Origin of the sequence: Streptomyces sp. NPDC049597, assembly GCF_040675505.1 — a bacterium.
Classification (GTDB): domain Bacteria; phylum Actinomycetota; class Actinomycetes; order Streptomycetales; family Streptomycetaceae; genus Streptomyces.
This window is the reverse complement of sequence record NZ_JBFAOY010000008.1, coordinates 197,240-214,449: the sequence shown is the minus strand read 5'-3', so window position 1 is coordinate 214,449 and position 17,210 is coordinate 197,240. Positions and strand designations below refer to the sequence as shown.

At 73.2% G+C, this 17,210-nt stretch carries 12 protein-coding genes; 5 read left to right on the top strand and 7 right to left on the bottom strand.

Annotated features, from left to right (window positions below; genetic code table 11):
* Positions 1–37 precede the first annotated feature (37 nt).
* Positions 38–1,627, top strand: a complete 1,590-nt coding sequence (locus AB0K02_RS12625; RefSeq protein ID WP_365992372.1) for a peptide-N4-asparagine amidase — start codon at positions 38–40, stop codon at positions 1,625–1,627.
* 229 nt (positions 1,628–1,856) lie between these two features.
* Here the strand turns inward: AB0K02_RS12625 and AB0K02_RS12620 are convergent, their stop codons facing one another.
* Positions 1,857–2,303, bottom strand: coding sequence for a MarR family transcriptional regulator (locus AB0K02_RS12620; protein WP_365992371.1), 447 nt, complete (start codon positions 2,301–2,303; stop codon positions 1,857–1,859).
* 111 nt (positions 2,304–2,414) lie between these two features.
* On the opposite strand from AB0K02_RS12620, the gene AB0K02_RS12615 reads away from it, so the two are divergent.
* The 3 genes from AB0K02_RS12615 (at position 2,415) to mltG (ending at position 6,045) form a co-directional block, all read left to right on the top strand.
* A complete protein-coding gene (locus AB0K02_RS12615; RefSeq protein WP_365992370.1) occupies positions 2,415–4,241 on the top strand; it encodes an ABC transporter ATP-binding protein in 1,827 nt (608 codons plus the stop codon).
* Between the two features lie 185 nt (positions 4,242–4,426).
* Positions 4,427–5,020 (top strand): hypothetical protein, encoded by a 594-nt coding sequence (locus tag AB0K02_RS12610; RefSeq protein WP_365992369.1) that lies wholly within the window; start codon positions 4,427–4,429, stop codon positions 5,018–5,020.
* 164 nt (positions 5,021–5,184) lie between these two features.
* Positions 5,185–6,045, top strand: coding sequence for an endolytic transglycosylase MltG (gene mltG / locus AB0K02_RS12605; protein ID WP_365992368.1), 861 nt, complete (start codon positions 5,185–5,187; stop codon positions 6,043–6,045).
* Positions 6,046–6,139: 94 nt separating this feature from the next.
* Here mltG and AB0K02_RS12600 read toward each other — a convergent pair whose 3' ends face one another.
* Positions 6,140–7,240, bottom strand: a complete 1,101-nt coding sequence (locus tag AB0K02_RS12600) for an FAD-dependent oxidoreductase (RefSeq protein ID WP_365992367.1) — start codon at positions 7,238–7,240, stop codon at positions 6,140–6,142.
* 89 nt (positions 7,241–7,329) lie between these two features.
* On the opposite strand from AB0K02_RS12600, the gene AB0K02_RS12595 reads away from it, so the two are divergent.
* On the top strand, positions 7,330–7,752 hold the full coding sequence (locus AB0K02_RS12595) for a YjbQ family protein (protein WP_365992366.1): 423 nt from the start codon (positions 7,330–7,332) through the stop codon (positions 7,750–7,752).
* 151 nt (positions 7,753–7,903) lie between these two features.
* On the opposite strand, the gene AB0K02_RS12590 is transcribed toward AB0K02_RS12595, so the two are convergent.
* From AB0K02_RS12590 to AB0K02_RS12570, 5 genes are all read right to left on the bottom strand, one after another.
* Positions 7,904–9,931 carry a VWA domain-containing protein gene (locus tag AB0K02_RS12590; protein ID WP_365992365.1) on the bottom strand — a complete coding sequence of 676 codons (2,028 nt, stop codon included), beginning with the start codon at positions 9,929–9,931 and terminating at the stop codon, positions 7,904–7,906.
* A 411-nt stretch (positions 9,932–10,342) separates the two neighbouring features.
* On the bottom strand, positions 10,343–11,929 hold the full coding sequence (locus tag AB0K02_RS12585) for a hypothetical protein (RefSeq protein WP_365992364.1): 1,587 nt from the start codon (positions 11,927–11,929) through the stop codon (positions 10,343–10,345).
* A 46-nt stretch (positions 11,930–11,975) separates the two neighbouring features.
* A complete protein-coding gene (locus tag AB0K02_RS12580) occupies positions 11,976–13,622 on the bottom strand; it encodes a serine/threonine-protein kinase (protein ID WP_365992363.1) in 1,647 nt (548 codons plus the stop codon).
* Positions 13,619–15,364 (bottom strand): FHA domain-containing protein, encoded by a 1,746-nt coding sequence (locus AB0K02_RS12575; protein WP_365992362.1) that lies wholly within the window; start codon positions 15,362–15,364, stop codon positions 13,619–13,621. Before AB0K02_RS12575 ends, AB0K02_RS12580 begins: the two co-directional genes overlap by 4 nt.
* A 39-nt stretch (positions 15,365–15,403) precedes the next feature.
* Positions 15,404–17,008 (bottom strand): hypothetical protein, encoded by a 1,605-nt coding sequence (locus tag AB0K02_RS12570; protein ID WP_365992361.1) that lies wholly within the window; start codon positions 17,006–17,008, stop codon positions 15,404–15,406.
* Positions 17,009–17,210: the final 202 nt, after the last annotated feature.

Sequence of the window (17,210 nt, the reverse complement as noted above, 5' to 3'; positions counted from 1 at the left end):
GGCGCGGCACAGCCCCCACACGCTTCACTCCTGAGCCATGAAGCGAAAGATCATGTCCATGATCATGGGGGCGGTCGTCGCCCTCGGCACGCTCATCGGAACGGGCCCCGCGGCAGCGGCCGAGACCCCGCCCGCGGAGTTCGGCAGCGACTGGCACGATCCCGTCAGCGCCGCCCCGCCCGTGGCACGCCCCGACACCAGATCGTGCCGAGTCACCGTCGCCGAGGCCCAGTTCCGCGACTTCACGCCCTACCGCGGCGCGTACGCACCGCCCGCCGAATGCGGCACCCGCTGGAGCAAGGTGGTGCTGCGGCTCGACGGCTCCGTGAAGGGACGCCAGTACGACCGGCTCGGCCACCTCGCCATCGGCGGGATCGAGATCCTGCGGACGTCCACCCCCCAGCCCTCGCCGGACGGCATCACCTGGTCCGTGGAGAAGGACGTCACCCGCTACAGCGACACCCTGCGCCGGGCGCAGCCCGTCGAGATGCTGATCGGCAACGTCGTCAACGAGACGTACACCGGCGTCATCGACGTCAAGGTCACCTTGACCTTCCACACCCCGGGGCGGGGCGCCCGGCCCGCCGAGACGCCCGACCAGGTGCTCACCCCCGACGGCACCGCCCTCACCACCCCGCGCAACAGCGAACGCATCGTCGCGGAGGTCTACGCGACCGGCTCGGGCGGCGGCTGCGAGGAGTACTGGTACATGACCGTCCCCGACGCCGCCCCGTACTCCTGCAAGGCCGCCGACGGGCCCTACCGGGAGGTGCAGATCCGCGTCGACGGGCAACTCGCGGGCATCGCCGCACCGTTCCCGACCGTGTGGACCGGCGGCTGGTCCAACCCGTTCCTCTGGTACGTCGTTCCGGGGCCGCGGGCCCTCGACGTCAAGCCCGTCCAGTACGACCTCACCCCCTTCGCCGCGCAGCTCAACGACGGCCGGCCGCACCGCCTGGAGGTGAACGTCGTCGGCGTGCCGCCCGGGCAGACCGGCTGGAGCACCCCTGTCAACGTCCTCGTGTGGCAGGACGAGGGGCAAGACGTCGTCACCGGCACGCTCACCCGCCACGAGGAGAGCCGCCCGCTGAACTCGGCGACGTACACGTCCGGTGCCGAACACCGCCTGGACACCCGCGGCGCACACCGCCTGACCGTCGCCGGGCACCTCGACACCTCGCACGGCAGGGTCGCCACGACGGTCGCCCGGTCCGTGGCGAACACCTCGGTCCACCGCTGGAGCGACGGCGAGAACCCCGACGCGCTCACCGCCGCGTGGACCGACGACGAGACGGTCACCAGGGGAGGCACCGTCACCACCACCCACCGCACGTACGAGATGGACGGGGTGACCACGCTCGGCGAGGGTGACCGGCTGCGCACCGTCCTCACCCTCGCGGACAAGGCCGACACCACCGTCACCCGGGGCGCGCGCAGGCTGTCGTGGTCGCGCCTCGACGACACGTACACCGGTGATGCCACGTACACGGCGAACGTTCCCCGCGACCAGCGGCACGCGGTCGGCACGACGGCCGAGCGCTACCGGCTGTACGGCTCCGGCGGCTGCTACGACCGCAGCCTGCGCACGGTGCAGGGGGTGCTGACCGAGGACCGGCGTCTGTGCTGAGGTGACAGGAGGGAGGGGGCCCGGCCGGCACGCAAGGCGGCCGGGCGGGCACCCGGCCGCGGGCCGGCCGGGCACGCGACGGCCCCCAGGGCTTCGAGCGGGCCAGGGCCTCAGGCCGACGGAGGGCACTGGCGGCGGCCGGGATGCGCCCGCAACGCCCGCTGTGGGCCTCCACCGGCGTGAGGGAACCTGCCACGGGGCCGGCGGCACCCGCTCCGGGAGGTGGCTCTCAGCAGCGCCGGCCCGGTCCGTCGACCAGTGTGGACAGCAGCTCGCCCAGGATCTCCCGCTGGTCGGCGGTGAGCGGGGCAAGGATGTCCTCCGCCGCCGCGCGGCGCGCGTCGCGCAGGGTCCGGAGCGCGGAGCGGCCGGTGTCCGTCAGCTCGATGCGGGTCACCCTGCGGTTGGCCGGATCGGGGACCCGCCGCACGCAGCCGCCCGCCTCCAGGCCGTCGACCAGGCTGGTCACGGCGCGCGGCACCACTTCCAGGCGCTCCGCGAGATCGGCCATGCGCGGCGGCCGGTCGTAGTGTGCGACGGTGCGCAGCAGGCGGGACTGCGCCGGGGTGATGGCGATGTCGGCGGACTCCAGCTGGCGCTTGTGACTGCGGTGGAGGCGGCGGGTCAGCCGCAGCAGCTGCTCGGCGAGCAGGCCGTCGGCATCGGAGGTGCTCATGACGGAACATTAGCAGGATGTCGTTCATTGTGAATACAGGTAACAGTGAGCTAGGCTCCCTGATGTCGTCCGCCGGACACCCCTGTCCGCCCGCCCACCGGAAGGAGCCCATTGCGCCCCGAGCACCCGACCTGGACCCCGCCGCCCAAGGACCCCGACCAGCCGCCCGCCGACGTGCGCCGCATCCTCCGCCTCTTCCGGCCGTACCGCGGCAGGCTCGCCGTCGTCGGGCTCCTCGTCGGCGCGTCCTCGCTGGTGTCCGTCGCGTCGCCGTTCCTGCTCCGCGAGATCCTGGACACCGCGATCCCGCAGGGCCGCACCGGGCTGCTCAGCCTGCTCGCCCTCGGCATGATCGCCACCGCGGTGATGACCAGCGTCTTCGGAGTGCTGCAGACGCTGATCTCGACCACGGTCGGCCAGCGTGTCATGCACGACCTGCGCACCGGCGTCTACGCACAGCTCCAGCGCATGCCGCTCGCGTTCTTCACCAGGACCCGCACGGGCGAGGTGCAGTCCCGCATCGCCAACGACATCGGCGGCATGCAGGCGACCGTCACCTCCACCGCCACCTCCCTGGTCTCCAACCTCACGGCCGTGGTCGCCACCGTCGTCGCGATGCTCGCCCTGGACTGGCGGCTCACTGTCGTCTCGCTGCTCCTGCTGCCGCTGTTCGTCTGGATCAGCCGCCGCGTCGGCCGTGAGCGCAAGAAGATCACCACACAGCGGCAGAAGCAGATGGCGGCGATGGCCGCCACGGTCACCGAGTCCCTCTCGGTCAGCGGCATCCTCCTCGGCCGCACCATGGGCCGGGCCGACTCGCTGACCCGGTCCTTCGCGGACGAGTCCGAGCGGCTCGTCGACCTCGAAGTGCGCTCCAGCATGGCGGGCCGCTGGCGGATGTCGACGATAGGCATCGTCATGGCGGCCATGCCTGCCCTGATCTACTGGGCGGCCGGACTCGCGCTCAGGACGGGCGGCCCGGCGATCTCCATCGGCACGCTCGTCGCCTTCGTCTCGCTCCAGCAGGGACTCTTCCGCCCGGCCGTCAGCCTGCTGTCCACCGGCGTGCAGATGCAGACGTCGCTCGCGCTCTTCCAGCGGATCTTCGAGTACCTCGATCTGTCCGTCGACATCACCGAGCCCGCGAAGCCCGTGCGGCTCGACAAGATCAGTGGCGACGTGCGCTTCGAGGCGGTCGACTTCGCGTACGACGCCGCGCAGAAGCAGCCGACCCTCGACCGGATCGACCTCGCCGTGCCGGCCGGCGGCTCCCTGGCCGTCGTGGGCCCCACCGGCTCCGGCAAGTCCACGCTCAGCTACCTGGTGCCCCGGCTCTACGACGTCACGGGCGGCCGCGTCACCATCGACGGCGTCGACGTCAGGGACCTCGGCTTCGACACCCTCGCGCAGGCCGTAGGCGTCGTCTCCCAGGAGACGTACCTCTTCCACGCCTCCGTCGCCGACAACCTGCGCTTCGCCAAGCCCGACGCCACCGACGAGGAGGTCGAGGCCGCGGCCCGCGCCGCGCAGATCCACGACCACATCGCGTCGCTGCCCGACGGCTACGACACCCTGGTCGGCGAGCGCGGCTACCGCTTCTCGGGCGGTGAGAAGCAGCGGCTCGCCATCGCCCGCACCATCCTGCGCGACCCGCCCGTGCTGATCCTCGACGAGGCGACCAGCGCCCTCGACACCCGCACCGAGCACGCCGTGCAGCAGGCCATCGACTCCCTGTCCGCCGGACGCACCACGATCACCATCGCCCACCGTCTGTCGACCGTCCGCGACGCCGACCAGATCGTCGTGCTGGAATCCGGACGCATCGCCGAGCGCGGCACGCACCAGGAGCTCCTCGACCGGGACGGCCGCTACGCCGCGCTGGTCCGCAGGGACGCGGAGCTGCGGCCCGACGCGGCCGTGACCGCCGACGTCACCTGACGGCCCGCGCCTGGGGCACCCAACGGCCTGCGTCCCACGGTCTCCTGACGGCCCGCGCCCCCTACGTCACCCAACGGCCTGCCCCTGACCGTCGCCTGACGGCATGTCGGCTCGTGGCAGTCCCCGGCTCATGAGCGGTACCCCGCGGGCCCGCCGAGTCGCCCCGTGCGGCATGATCGCCGGCCATGAGAGCTCTTCTTGGTGTCGACCTGCCGGGATTCCGTTCCATCGACCACGACGTATGGGCCGGCGACGAAGGCGACATCCTGTCGCTGCACTTCTTCGACCTGCCGCCGGACCTGCCCGCGTCCCTCGACGACGGCCCCACGCTGCGCGCCGCGCTCACCCGGCACACCGCCGAGGCCGGCGGCGGACTGATCGAGGCATCGGTCAAGACGCTGGGATCCCTGCCCGCCCTGCGCCAGATACTCAAGCTGCCGCTCCCGGGGCAGCCGAGCGGGCAGGTCTTCATCGGCAGCTTCACGGTGCCCCGCGCCACCTGCAGCACCGTCGTGAAGATCCAGGCGCCCGAGCGGGGGACGACCGGTATGCGCGAGGCGATGGTCATGGCCGAGGTCGGCCCCACCGACTACTTCCGCCCGCACCCCTACGCACCGGAGGTGCGGGGCGGTCTGCCCTTCCACGCGGCCGACCACGTCCAATGGGACGCCCGGTTCCCCGACCATCCGCTCAGCCGGGTCCGCCGCGTACTCGCCGCCCTCGCGGAAGGGGCGCGGCCGGCGCCGGAGTTCGCCGCGCTGCCCCCGTTCGCACCCTGAACGGAGCCGTGCGCGACGGCGACGCCGCTTCGCGGTGACGGTGGGGCGGTGGCGCTGCGGGCGGGCCGGACCCGAAGTGGGCGGCTCCGTCGAGCAGACGCGTCCTTCGTGTCGCGGCGCGGGAGGTACGGGGGCGAACGGGGTGTCCGCGTTAGCGTGCCCGTATGACGAACGCGCGCTCGTCGGCCCGCCGGGGGCGCGGATACCGCCTCACCCGGCGCGGCCGGCTGGTCCTGCTCCTCGGCACGGCCGTGGTGCTGGCTGCGGCCGCCGTCCTGGTGCCCTTCCTGCTGAGGGAGGAGAAGAGCGAGCGGCGCCGCCCCGCCCCCGTGTCGCTGGTGATCCCGGAAGGATGGCGCGCGGGCCAGGTGTACGCCGCCGTCGACAAGGCCCTGAAGCGCCCACCCGGCACCACGCGGACCGCGATCCGCTCGGCCCGGCTGAAGCTGCCGCCGGAGGCCCGGGGCAACCCCGAGGGGTACCTCTTCCCGGCCACCTATCCCATCGACGCGAAAACCACTCCGGCGAGCCTGCTCAGCTTCATGGTCAACACGGCGCACCAGCGGTTCGGGGCCACGGCCGTCACCGGGAGCGCCCGCAGGCGAGGACTCACCCCCTACGAGGCGGTCAACGTCGCCAGCATCGTGCAGGCCGAGGCGGACACGGCGTCCGACATGGGGAAGGTGGCCCGCGTCATCCACAACCGGCTCGCCAAGGGCATGCCGCTCCAGATGGACTCCACCCTCAACTACGCCCTCGATCGCAGCACGGTCGACACCACCGCCGCGGACACACGGCTCGACAACCCGTACAACACCTACGGCCGCACCGGCCTGCCGCCGACGCCCATCGACAACCCGGGCGAGGAGGCGATGCGCGCGGCCGTCGCACCGCCCGCGGGCGACTGGCTGTACTTCGTCACCGTCGAGCCCGGTGACACCCGCTTCACCAGTGACTACGAGGAACACCGGCGCAATGTGGCGGAGTTCAACGCGCGCCGGGCCGAGGCCCGGAACGCGGGCTGACCGCAGGCTCCGCTCCCGGGCACCGCCGCGGGACCCCGCTCCCGGGCGCCCCCGCAGGCCCCGCTCCCGGGCGCCGTCGCGGGACGGCCGCGCCTCACACCAGCGCGGGTTCGTGGCCCGGCGCCGGTTCGCGTTCCAGAAGCCGGGTGATCTCACGGACCGCCGCCCGCCCGGCCCGGTTCGCCCCGATCGTCGACGCCGAGGGGCCGTAGCCGACGAGATGGACGCGTGCGTCCCGTACGGCCCGCGTCCCCGCGAGCCGGATGCCGCCACCCGGCTCCCGCAGCCGCAACGGGGCCAGGTGGTCGATCGCCGCCCGGAACCCGGTCGCCCACAGAATCACATCGGCCTCCACCGTCCGGCCGTCGTCCCAGGCCACCCCCGTCGGCGTGATCCGGTCGAACATCGGCTCGCGCTCCAGCACCCCGGTCTCACGAGCGCGCCGGACGGCGTCGGTCAGCGGCAGCCCGGTCACCGACACCACGCTCAGCGGAGGCAGGCCGCGCCGCACGCGCTCCTCGACCATGGCGACGGCCGTCCGTCCGGCGTCCTCGTCGAAGGGCCCCTCGCGGAAGACGGGGGGCCGACGGGTCACCCAGGTGGTCTCCGCCGCCACCTCGGCGATCTCCATCAGGTGCTGGGTCCCCGACGCCCCGCCGCCCACCACGACGACGCGCTGCCCGGCGAACTCCTCCGGGCCGGGGTAGTCCGCGGTGTGCAGCTGACGCCCCCGGAACGTCTCCTGACCGCGGTAGCGGGGCCAGAACGGCCGGTCCCAGGTGCCGGTCGCATTGATCAGCGCGCGCGCCGACCACACTCCCTCGGAGCTCTCGACCGCCAGCCGGCCACCCTCCGCCTCGCGCACCGCGCGCACCTGCACGGGGCGATGGACCCGCAGGCCGAAACGCTCCTCGTACGCCGTGAAATACGCCCCGATCACCTCGGAGGACGGCCGGGCGTCGTCGGCACCCGTCAGTTCCATGCCGGGCAGGCTGTGCATGCCGTGGACCTTGCCGTAGGTGAGCGAGGGCCAGCGGAACTGCCAGGCGCCCCCGGGGCGCGGGGCGTGGTCCAGGACCACGAAGTCCCGGTCGGGCGCCAGGCCGGCGCGCCGCAGGTGATAGGCGGCGGACAGCCCCGCCTGCCCGGCGCCGATGACGACCACGTCCACGTCCTGTGCCCCAAAGTTGTTCACGGTTCTACCAACCGTGGGCGGGCCCGGGATCTTCCCGAAGGCGGCCGCGCGACGCGCGCCGGGCGGGCGACGGGCGGGAGTATGGAGCCATGCCAGGACACTTCACCACCACGACCCTGACCCTCACCACCGGATCGGGCGAGACGGTCACCGATCTGACGCACGCCTGTGAGCAGTTTCTCGCCCAGCACGCGGACGGCAGGGACGGCCTGCTCAACGTCTTCGTCCCGCACGCGACGGCCGGCGTCGCCGTCATCGAGACCGGGGCGGGCAGCGACGACGATCTGCTGGCGGCCCTGCACACACTCCTGCCCGCCGACGACCGCTGGCAGCACCGCCACGGCAGCCCCGGCCACGGCAGGGACCACGTCCTGCCCGCCTTCGTCCCGCCGCACGCGACGCTCCCGGTGCTCGGCGGCCGCCTGGAACTGGGCACCTGGCAGTCGGTCTGCCTGGTCGACACGAACAAGGACAACCCCAGCCGTCAGGTGCGGCTCTCGTTTCTCGGGTAGCGGCAGGTACGGCGGGACCGCGGGATCTCCGGCCGCACCACCGATGGCCCTGGGCGTCGGCTCTCGTGTGCCGCGTGCCTGATCCTCGACCGTACGGCCGAACCACCGGCCCGCCCCTTCCTGGCGGACCGGTGGTTCGGCGTCGGGGGCGTCAGCCCTTGTGGATCACGATCGACCCTCCCGCGAGGGCGGTCGTCGGGTCGGCGTCGGGTGCCGCGCCGATCTGGTTGTCGTAGACAAGCGTGTCGTCCGCGGTCTTCCACACCCGCATCCGGAAGGTGTCCGGCGCACCGTCGGTCGCGCTGAGCATGAACGAGTACCCGGTGGCGCCGTTGACCGTGCCCGTGCCCTTGAAGATGGCCTTGTCACCGGCGACGACCAGCCACTGGTAGTCGGCGGAGTGGAAGTTCAGGTTCCCGGCCTTGAACTGGAACTCCGTGCTGCCGGTGGGAACGGTCGCGCCCTTCTTGTACTTCGACACGAAGCCGAAGTTCGCGCGCCCGGTGGCCCCCGGGTCGGCCGGGTAGGCGCCGGCCGGAGAGTTGATCCAGCCGCCGCCGGTCACGAAGCCGCCGTCGGGGTCGTACACGACGACGAAGCCGCAGTGCTGGGTGTCGGACCCGCCGTCGTCGTCCGTGACGGTGACGGCGATGTCGTAGATGCCCGCGGCCGCGTACTGATGCGTGCTGCCCACCGGGGAGTTCACGCCGGGCACGTCGGTCGTCGTGCCGTCGCCCCAGTCGACGGACATCGTGTGGGTGTCGAGCGTGCCCGGGTCGGTGAACGTTCCGCCGAAGGAGACGTCCGTGTTCACCGCGTGCGGGTCGACCGGGCAGCTGGTGAGGGTGAGGTTCGGGGCGACGTTCTTGACCGTCACGGTCGCCGAGTCGTCGTCCGTGAGGCCGTTGTCGTCCGTCACGGTGAGCGTCACGGCGTCATCACCGTCGTCGAGACCGTTGTACGTGGCCACTGCCGCACCGGCGTTCGCCAGCGCCCCGATGCCGGCGTCGGCGCCGCTCCAGGCGTACGAGACGACGGTGCCGTCCGGGTCGTGGCTGGCGGAGCCGTCCAGGGTGACCGCGGAGCCCTCGTCGACGGTCTTGTCGGGACCGGCATCGGCGACGGGCGGCAGGCAGTTGACGGTGACGACGACCTTCGGGAAGACCACGGAGGCGTTCTGGTCGTCGTGGTAGACGACGGACTTGTTCACGTCCAGCGGCCCGCAGGGGGCACCGCGGTGCTTGACCTGGTATGTGATCTCCAGGTCCTCGTCCCCGAGTTCGGCACGGGACCAGGTGAACCCGTCGGCGGTGACGTTGTTCACGGCCGATCCGGCGAGGTTCGCGGTCACGGAGCCGGCCACGAGCTGCCAGGGCGCGTCGAGTGTGACGGCGATCGACGGGTGGGTGGCACCGGGGACCACGACCGCCTCGACGATCGCCTTCAGCAGGGTGTCGAGACTGCCGAAGTCACTTGCCGAGAAGGTGTTGTCGGAGCCCGGGCCGCTGGCGATGACCTCCAGGGTGGCGTGCTGGATCCCCCCGCCGACGCCGACGGCGAGGACGGTGGCCTTGGCCTGCAGGGCGGATGCCTCGGCGGCCGTGTTGCCGCTGGTCGCCTCGCCGTCGGTGATCACGATCACCAATTGGTTGCGGGCCGGGTCGTCGGGCCCCATGACGGCGTTGGCCTCGGCCAGGCCGCAGGCGATGCAGGTGCCGGTGTTCTGCTTGGGGTTGGTGTCGATGGCGTTCAGCACGGCGTCCTTGTCGCCGCTGAGGGCGCTGACGGGCGGTGTCACGCCGTCGGCGAAGCCGACGACACCGACCCTGCCGCCGTTGGTGAACAGCCCGTGGGCCGCCACACCGTTGACCACGCTCTTGGCGAAGTCCTTCAGCTGTCCCCACTCGGTGCCGTCGATGCTGCCGGACTCGTCGAGGACGAGCACCAGGTCGGTCGGTGTCGACTGGGTGCTGGACTCGCCGTCGAGTCTGAGTTTCACGGTCGAGGTGCCGTACCGGGCGACGGCCGTGGGACTGGCCGAGGCATCGGGCACGGGCGCCGCCGCGGCGCTGGGCGCCAAGGCGACCAGGCTGGTCAGGGCGAGGGCCAGGACCGCGAGTCCGGCCAGGAGCGTCCGTACGGGCATGGGCGTGCGCAGACGCGTCGATAACGCGTGCATTGATTCCCCCCTAGGAATCCAAGCGGCGAGACGGGAACGCCGATGTGCCCGTCTCTGCCGTTGTCCGCACGGAGCGTGCCGACTCGACCTCGTTTGCGTCAAGACGTTGAGCAGATCGGATATGTGTACGCATCTCCGGCCTCGGTGGAAAAGGGTGTGGTGAAGGGCTTTACCGATACGTCCGGTCTGCCGCATGGTGTCCCCTGTGCCTGTAGCCGAACCATGGGGGGTCCGGCAGGGCCGCAGACGTCTGGGGGGATGCGTGGTCTCACATGGAGTCGCGAGTTCGGCGGGCCGGGCGCCACGGGCACAGTGGGCGCCATGCCGGGGCAACGGCGGGGCGGCCCCCGCCGAGAGGGCGGGGGCCGGTCAGAGGTGAGTGCCCGTCAAAGAGACACCGTGCGGAACGCTTCAGGCGCAGGAGTAGCTGAAGGTGCCCTCCGCCTCGATCGGTGAGCCGTCCGGGCGCAGGACCTGGAGGCGGGCGGTGCCCCGGAAAAGGCCGGGGCCGCGAACGGTCCACTGGAGGTGGACCATGACCTCGCGCTCCCCCCTGCGGGCCGTTCGGGTCAGCTCGCCGGACTCCTGGCCGTCGCTGCGCAGCCAGCGGTAGGTGAGGGGCCCGCCGCGACCGTCGGTGGTCACGACGCCGGTCACTTCGGCGGTCTGGCCGCAGCTCAACTGCTGTGTGGGGGCCTTGACCTCGGCCGCCGTCACCGTCGGGCCGGCCGTTGGGCGCAGCAGCAGCCACAGGACGACGGCGACCGCCGCCGGCACCGCGACCGCTGCGAGCAGGCCGGCTCGTCGCCGACGACGCCCGCGCGTGGCGGCGGGCGCGGGGGCCGCCCACAGCGCGCGCAGGCTCTCCTCCTCGGTGAGCGGGACGCCGGGGCCGAAGCGCAGCAGGATCTCGTTGCCGCCGTCGCCGTCGCCGTCGCCGTCGCCGTCGCCGTCGCCGTCGCCGTCGCCGTCGCCGTCGCCGTCGCCGTCGCCGTCGCCGTCGGCGGACGCCGGGGTGGGGTGCGGGGCGGGGGTGCGCTGGTTCCGTTTGCCGAAGACGGTGGCCTGTTCGTCCGCGGCAGCGGTGGGCGGCGCGGACCGCCCACGCCTGCTGAGGACCGTGTCCTCGGGGTCGGATGCATCGGAGACGGCCGCCGTACGGTCCGCCGCCGTCGCGTCCGTGGCCCCCTCGGCGGCCCCCGTCTCGCGGTGCGCCGCCTCCGTGAGCTCCGTCAACGCGGCGGCCGCCGCCGTGCGCAGTGCGGCCCGGCGCAGGAAGTCCTGAGGAAGGGCCGCGCGCCCGGCGGTGAGCGTCGTACGTGCCGCGGCGAGGTCCCCGGACTCGGCGGTGGCGGAGCAGCGGGCGAACAGGTCCGCCGCCGGTGTACCTGGCTGCGCCCAGGCGGTGCCGAGCGTACGGGCGAGCGCCGCCCACGCCGCGATGTCGTCGTGCTGGGCGGATGCCGTCGAGGTGACGTGCCTGTCGTCGGCGTCCTCGGCCAGGGCCGTGGCCAGCGACGCCTCTACGAGCAGAGCGGTGCCGTCCGGGGCGAGTACGACGGAGCCCGGGGTGAACGAACCGTGGGCAAGTCCGGCCGCGTGCAGGGCGAGCAGGGTCTGCGCGGTCTCGTTGAGGACGCTCGCCGCGCTGCCCTCGTCCAGCCCGGGCGCGCCCGCGGCCAGCAGGTCGGCGACCGTACGCGCCGGCGGGCGCGCGACGATCAGCCACAGGTCCCCGGACTCCTGCACGAGGTCGACCGTGGCGGGCACACCCGGAAGCCGGAGTTTCGCCACCGCGACCACTGTGGCCGCGAGCCGCTCCCGCGCCCCCGGCGGAGAGAGCAGGGCGCGGTCGATCCGCAGTACGCCGTGCGGCGGTTCGCCGGCGTCGCCCGCTCCCAGGGCATGCCAGCTGCCGAACCGCCCCGCACGCGACCAGTCCGAGAGGGCACGTCCGGAGACCGTGGCGGGCATCGGGGTCGCCGGGGGTGTCGTCATCGTGTTCCGTTCTCCTCGCTGCTTGCTGCTCGCCGCCGGCTGTCGCTCAGCACGGCGGTGCGTCCGCGGATGCCGTCTGACGTCCGCTCGCGGACTGCGGGCTGCTGCTCACGGCGATGTTCCAGGTGCCCCTGCACGGGTGGCTCGAGAAGTCGCCCTCGAAGGTCACGGAGTACTCCGTGCCGCCCGACAGCCGGCGGGACTGCGAACCGTAGGACTCGGCGGGCGTGTTGCGGTAGAAGTCCGCGGTGAGCGTCAGCGGCCCGGTGCCGGTGGTGCGGACGGTCACATCGGCGATCAGCCGATATCCCGGTCCACGGCGCACGGAGCCGATGACGATCGTGATCGTGCCCGGCGTCGGCGGAGCGGGGGTCGTGGTCGTGGGGACCGGAGCGGTCGTCCCGGCCGGTCCGGGCTTGTCGCCCGGGGGAGGGGTGGCCGCCGTCGGCGTCCCGCCCGTCGCCGGGGCCGTCGTCGTTCCGCTCGGCAACGGGTCGGCCGAGGCGCTGCCGGACGGTGACCCGCTCGGCGTCGGCGTGGTCGTCGCCGTCGACGGCGATGCCGAGGGCGAGGGCGAGGAGGACGACGTGGCCGAGGAGGGGAAACCGGGCGCGAGGGTCCCGGACGGTACGGAGCCGGCCACCGTCGTCTTCGTGTCGTCCGGGCCGGCGGTCGCCACCGTCACCCCACCGGCCACCATGGCCAGTGCGGCCACCCCGACGGCCGTCTTCCAGAGGTGGCGCTTCAGGCGTCCCAGTACGGTCAGCGCCGGTGTCACCTCGTACACCGCCCCCGTCATCGCGAACGGGAACAACAGCGCCAGCAGGGCGGCGAGTTCGGCGAGCCTACGGCGCCCCCGCTCCTCCCAGCGCGCGCCGTACGCGTGGGTGGCAGCGTGCTCGAGCTCGGCGAGGAACGCCTCGATTCCGGGGCGGTCCGCCGGGTCCTTGGCCATGCCCATGCGCAGAAGATCGCGTACCGGCTCGGGGACGTCGTCCACCGGGACCGGTGCCCGCAGGTGCTGCAGCCGCAGCGCGATGAAGTCGTCGGCGAGGAACGGCCGCTGTCCGGCCAGGCACTCGTAGAACACAGCCGCCGCCGCATACACGTCACCCGCGGGACTCGCCGGCTCGCCGTCCCACTGCTCGGGCGCCATGTACGCGGGCGTGCCCGCGGCCTCCGCCTCGCGCCCGGCGCGCACGGCGATGCCGAAGTCGGCGAGGGTGCTCGAACCGTCGGCGCGGACCAGCACGTTCGCCGGTTTGTAGTCGCGGTGGACCACCCCGGCCGCATGGGCCGCGGCAAGGCCCAGGAGGGAGCCCTTGAGCAGGACCAGCGCCGCCTCAGGGCCCGTGGGCCCGTGCGCGCGCAGCATCTCACGGAGGGTGACCCCGTCCACCGCCTCCATGACGATCGCCGCGCCCCGCCGGGCCTCCACGTACTCGTACAGCCGCACCACGCACGGGTGCCGCAGATCGCCGAGCAGCCGCGCCTCCGCGCGGAACCGGGCCAGGAACCCCTGGTCACCGTGGAGCCGCTTGCTCAGGTACTTGACGGCCACGGGCACGCCCGTCGCCTCGTGCCGCGCCAGTACGACCCGGCCCCCGGCGCCCTGGCCGAGCGTACGCACGGTCGCGTAGCCGGGAACGGCCCAGTCGCCGTCCCCGTTCGGAACATTCCGCATCTTCGTCATGCCGCCCCCTCCACGGCCGCACCGTCCACCGGGCGCACCGGACTTTCGCCCGCCGCCCCGCGACGCCGCTTCACCACTCGTATCAGCCACCGAACCGGCGCCGCCCACACCGGGAACGCCACCAGCGCGACGACCACCGCCACGATCACCGTGTCCCACGGCGCGTCCACCCGCCCCTGCAGCCAGTCCCCGAGCCGGGAACGCCAGGCCAGCACGGCCATCACCAGGAATCCGTACGTCCCGACGATCACCGAGAAGCCGTACGCGGCCATGCCGGCCTGGCGTGCCCCCGGCCGGCGGCGCGCCCGCAGGTCCCGCCAGAGGCCCTTGCGGAAGTACGCGCTCGCCTCCTCGCGCAGCCGCGGCACGCGCAGCGCGTCGGTGAGTGCCTGGTAACCGTCCAGAGGCATCAGCGGATTGAAGTTGAACAGGGTGTTCAGATACAGCCCGAAGGCCAGGTGGAACAGTACGGCCGAGACGGGGCCGGCCGGCAGGTACGCCGCGCCCGCGGCGCACCAGCCCGCGAGGGCGGCGGTCGAGATCGGTCCCGAGAGCGCCACTACGACGCGGGACCAGCGGGTGCCGAACCACATGTCGCTCGTGTCCACGAACGCGAACGGCATCCCCATCATGAGCATGAAGCCGCCGCGCCGGACCGTGCGGCCGTAAGACTTCACGGCCAGCGCGTGAGCCAGCTCGTGCACCACCAGGGCCGAGATGTAACCGGCGGCCAGCGCCACCGGGCCCCAGACACCGGCTCCGCCGAAGTCCAGCAGGTGCTGCCGTCCCTGCGCCGTGAAGAACGCCACGGCACCGCCGACCACCGAAAGCCACACGAGCGTCACCCCGGTACGGGTGAAGAACCGCCAGCCGAAGAGGCCGTAGAGGCGCGTCACCGCGCCGTCGAGGCCCGGTACGGACACCTCCAGCTTGAGCAGGGACCGGTACACCGCCCGCCAGAACCGTCGCCAGGCCGTGGCCTCCTGCTCGTCCCGCTGTCCGGGCAGGCCGCGCAGCAGTTCCGCGCCTTCGAACGCCGCGAGCGCGGCCTCGATCCGCGGCAGCGCCAGCTCACCGAAGCGGTCGGCGTAGGAGAACAGCAGGTCCCGCACGGTGTTCTCGCCGTCGAGGGCGTTCCACAGGAACACCTCGCGCTCGTCCAGCTGGAGATACACGCCGGTTCGGGTGTTGCTCAGCACCCAGTGCGGTTCGCCGGGCCTGTCCGTGGGCACCTGCTTGAGCGCCCACCCGCTGCGGCGGCGGGGCCGCGCGGTGAGCGGTCCGTTCGCCTCCGGCACCTCCTGCTCGGGTGTGGCGGCCGGCAGCTCGGTGAGCTGGGTGCCGACCACCATGGTCCGGGAGCCGATTCGCGCGTTCCGCGGCTGCTCGAACACCATGCGGACGTCGCCGACGGACAGTTCGGCGCCGTCGGCGAGCCGCGCCGACCCGCCGTGGAGGTCCACACCCGCGACGGCCGTGCCGTTGAACGAGTCGAGGTCCTCGATCCGGAAGCCCGACGCGTCACGGACGACGCGGGCGTGGCGGCGCGACACACTTCCGTCCGAGAGGACGACGTCGTTGTCGGCGCCGCGGCCCAGCGTCGTGACCTGACCGGTCAGAGATACGAGGAGGGTGGGGTCGTCGAGGCCGCGCAACTGGGGCGCGGTGAACGACGTCGGTGCCGCGCCGCGGCGGAGAGTGCCGCAGCGCAGGCAGTACGGGAAGTCGCGGCGAACGTGCACGCGACAGGCGTGACAGAGCATTCCGGTGGGTCCGCCGCCTCAGGAACCGGTGATGAACGAACCGCCGGACAGGCCGCCGGGCGCGGCGTTTCCGAGGCGTGTCGAGTGGAGGTGGCTGCCGCCGAGGCGGTCGAAGCCAGGGCGGAACACGCCGCTGCCCGTACCGTCGGAGTCGGGGGCGGGGGTGTCCGCGTGGCCTCCGCCGCGGCCGCCCCCTTCACCGCCGTCACCGCCGCCGCTGCTACCGCCGCCGGTGTCGTCGCCGCCTTCGCCGGGGGCGTTGGGGCCGTGGCCGGGTCGGCGTTCGTTCTCCTGGCTGCCGCCGGAGTTGCCGCCGTCGCCGTCGCCGCCGGTGCCTCCGGTGTCACCACCACCGCTGCCGCCGCCCGTGTCGCCGCCGCCGTTTCCACCGCCGGAGTCGCCGCCGGGGGCGTTGGGGCCGTGCCCCGGGCGCCGTTCGTTCTCCTGGCTGCCGCCGGAGTTCCCGCCGCCGCCGGTGCCTCCGGTGTCACCACCACCGCTGTCGCCGCCCGTGTCGCCACCGCCGCCGTTGCCGCCGCCGCCATTGCCGGTGTCGCCGCCGGGGGCGTTGGGGCCGTGGCCGGGTCGGCGTTCGTTCTCCTGGCTGCCGCCGCTGTTTCCGCCGCTGCCACCGGAGTCACCGCCACCGCCGCTGTTCCCACCGCCGGAGTCGCCGCCTCCGCTGCCGCCCTCGCCGCGCTCGTACACGCCGCCGTTCCCGAAGCCACCGGGACCGCCGCCCGCATCGCCGAAGCCGTCGCCGGGGCCGCCGTCGAATCCACCGCCGAGGCCGCCGAACCCGCCTTCGCCCGCACCGCCGAATCCTCCGCCCAGGCCGCCACCACCGTGGCCGCCGAGGCCGCCGTCACCGTCGCCGAATCCTCCGCCCAGGCCGCCCGGTCCGTCACCGAACCCGCCGGGACCGTCGCCGAATCCTCCGCCGAATCCGCCGGGTCCGTCGCCGCCCAGGCCGCCGGGGCCGTCGCCGAATCCTCCGCCGAATCCGCCGGGTCCGTCGCCGCCCAGCCCGCCCGGTCCGTCACCGAACCCGCCGGGGCCGTGGCCCTCGCCGCGGAATCCGCCGGGTCCGTCAACCCCCAGGCCGCCGGGCCCGTGGTCGCCGAAGGAGCCGAAGTCACCGAACCCGCCCGCGCCGCCGAAGTCTCCCGGGTTGCCGAGGTCGTCCAGCAAGGAACCCCCGTCGCCGAAGCCCGGATCGGCGAGCGCGTCGCCGAGCAGGCTGCCGACGGCGGCGGCAGCCGTGTCGAGCGTGCCGGCCAGCTCGCGCGCGTCGCCCGGGTCAGCCGCGTCCACGTGCGGCGCCGCCGTGACGTCCGCGGCCGAGGCGTCCTGCGCGACGTGGTCGACGGACACGTCGTGGTGCGCCAGGGCGTGTCCCGCGTTGCCGAAGAAGAGCGCCGACTTGGACAGGCGTGCGTCGAGGGTGGCCGGACCTTCCGCCGAACCGGATTCCACGCGAAGCCCCCGCAACTCGGTGACCTGCTCGGGGCTCAGGCCGAGTCTTCGCGACACCTCGCCGGTGTCGCCATCGAGTTGGGCCGCGAACGCCGGGTCGACCGCCAGGCGGGTCATGGCATCGCGATAGGCGTTGTTTTCGGTCATGGCTGCCTCACGTTCTCCGTCGGTCTGCGTGTGATCGTGCTGATCCCGGCGGGAATGGAGGGTCCCCCTGGCCGGTGGCATGGATACCATTCCGGCCATCCCAACCGATGCCTGTTCGAAGCTTATAGGGGCCGTTGCCCGGCTCGCGCAAGGGCCTCAGGCGAGCGCCGGACGACCGCCGGTCATCGCTTCGACGGGCACG

What these genes read in the sequence shown, in the direction of transcription:
- AB0K02_RS12625 (WP_365992372.1), top strand. Translation starts at nt 38, where the DNA reads ATGAAGCGAAAGATCATGTCCATGATCATGGGGGCGGTCGTCGCCCTC.
- AB0K02_RS12620 (WP_365992371.1), bottom strand. Translation starts at nt 2,303, where the DNA reads ATGAGCACCTCCGATGCCGACGGCCTGCTCGCCGAGCAGCTGCTGCGG.
- AB0K02_RS12610 (WP_365992369.1), top strand. Translation starts at nt 4,427, where the DNA reads ATGAGAGCTCTTCTTGGTGTCGACCTGCCGGGATTCCGTTCCATCGAC.
- mltG (WP_365992368.1), top strand. Translation starts at nt 5,185, where the DNA reads ATGACGAACGCGCGCTCGTCGGCCCGCCGGGGGCGCGGATACCGCCTC.
- AB0K02_RS12595 (WP_365992366.1), top strand. Translation starts at nt 7,330, where the DNA reads ATGCCAGGACACTTCACCACCACGACCCTGACCCTCACCACCGGATCG.
- AB0K02_RS12590 (WP_365992365.1), bottom strand. Translation starts at nt 9,931, where the DNA reads ATGCACGCGTTATCGACGCGTCTGCGCACGCCCATGCCCGTACGGACG.
- AB0K02_RS12585 (WP_365992364.1), bottom strand. Translation starts at nt 11,929, where the DNA reads ATGACGACACCCCCGGCGACCCCGATGCCCGCCACGGTCTCCGGACGT.
- AB0K02_RS12580 (WP_365992363.1), bottom strand. Translation starts at nt 13,622, where the DNA reads ATGACGAAGATGCGGAATGTTCCGAACGGGGACGGCGACTGGGCCGTT.
- AB0K02_RS12570 (WP_365992361.1), bottom strand. Translation starts at nt 17,008, where the DNA reads ATGACCGAAAACAACGCCTATCGCGATGCCATGACCCGCCTGGCGGTC.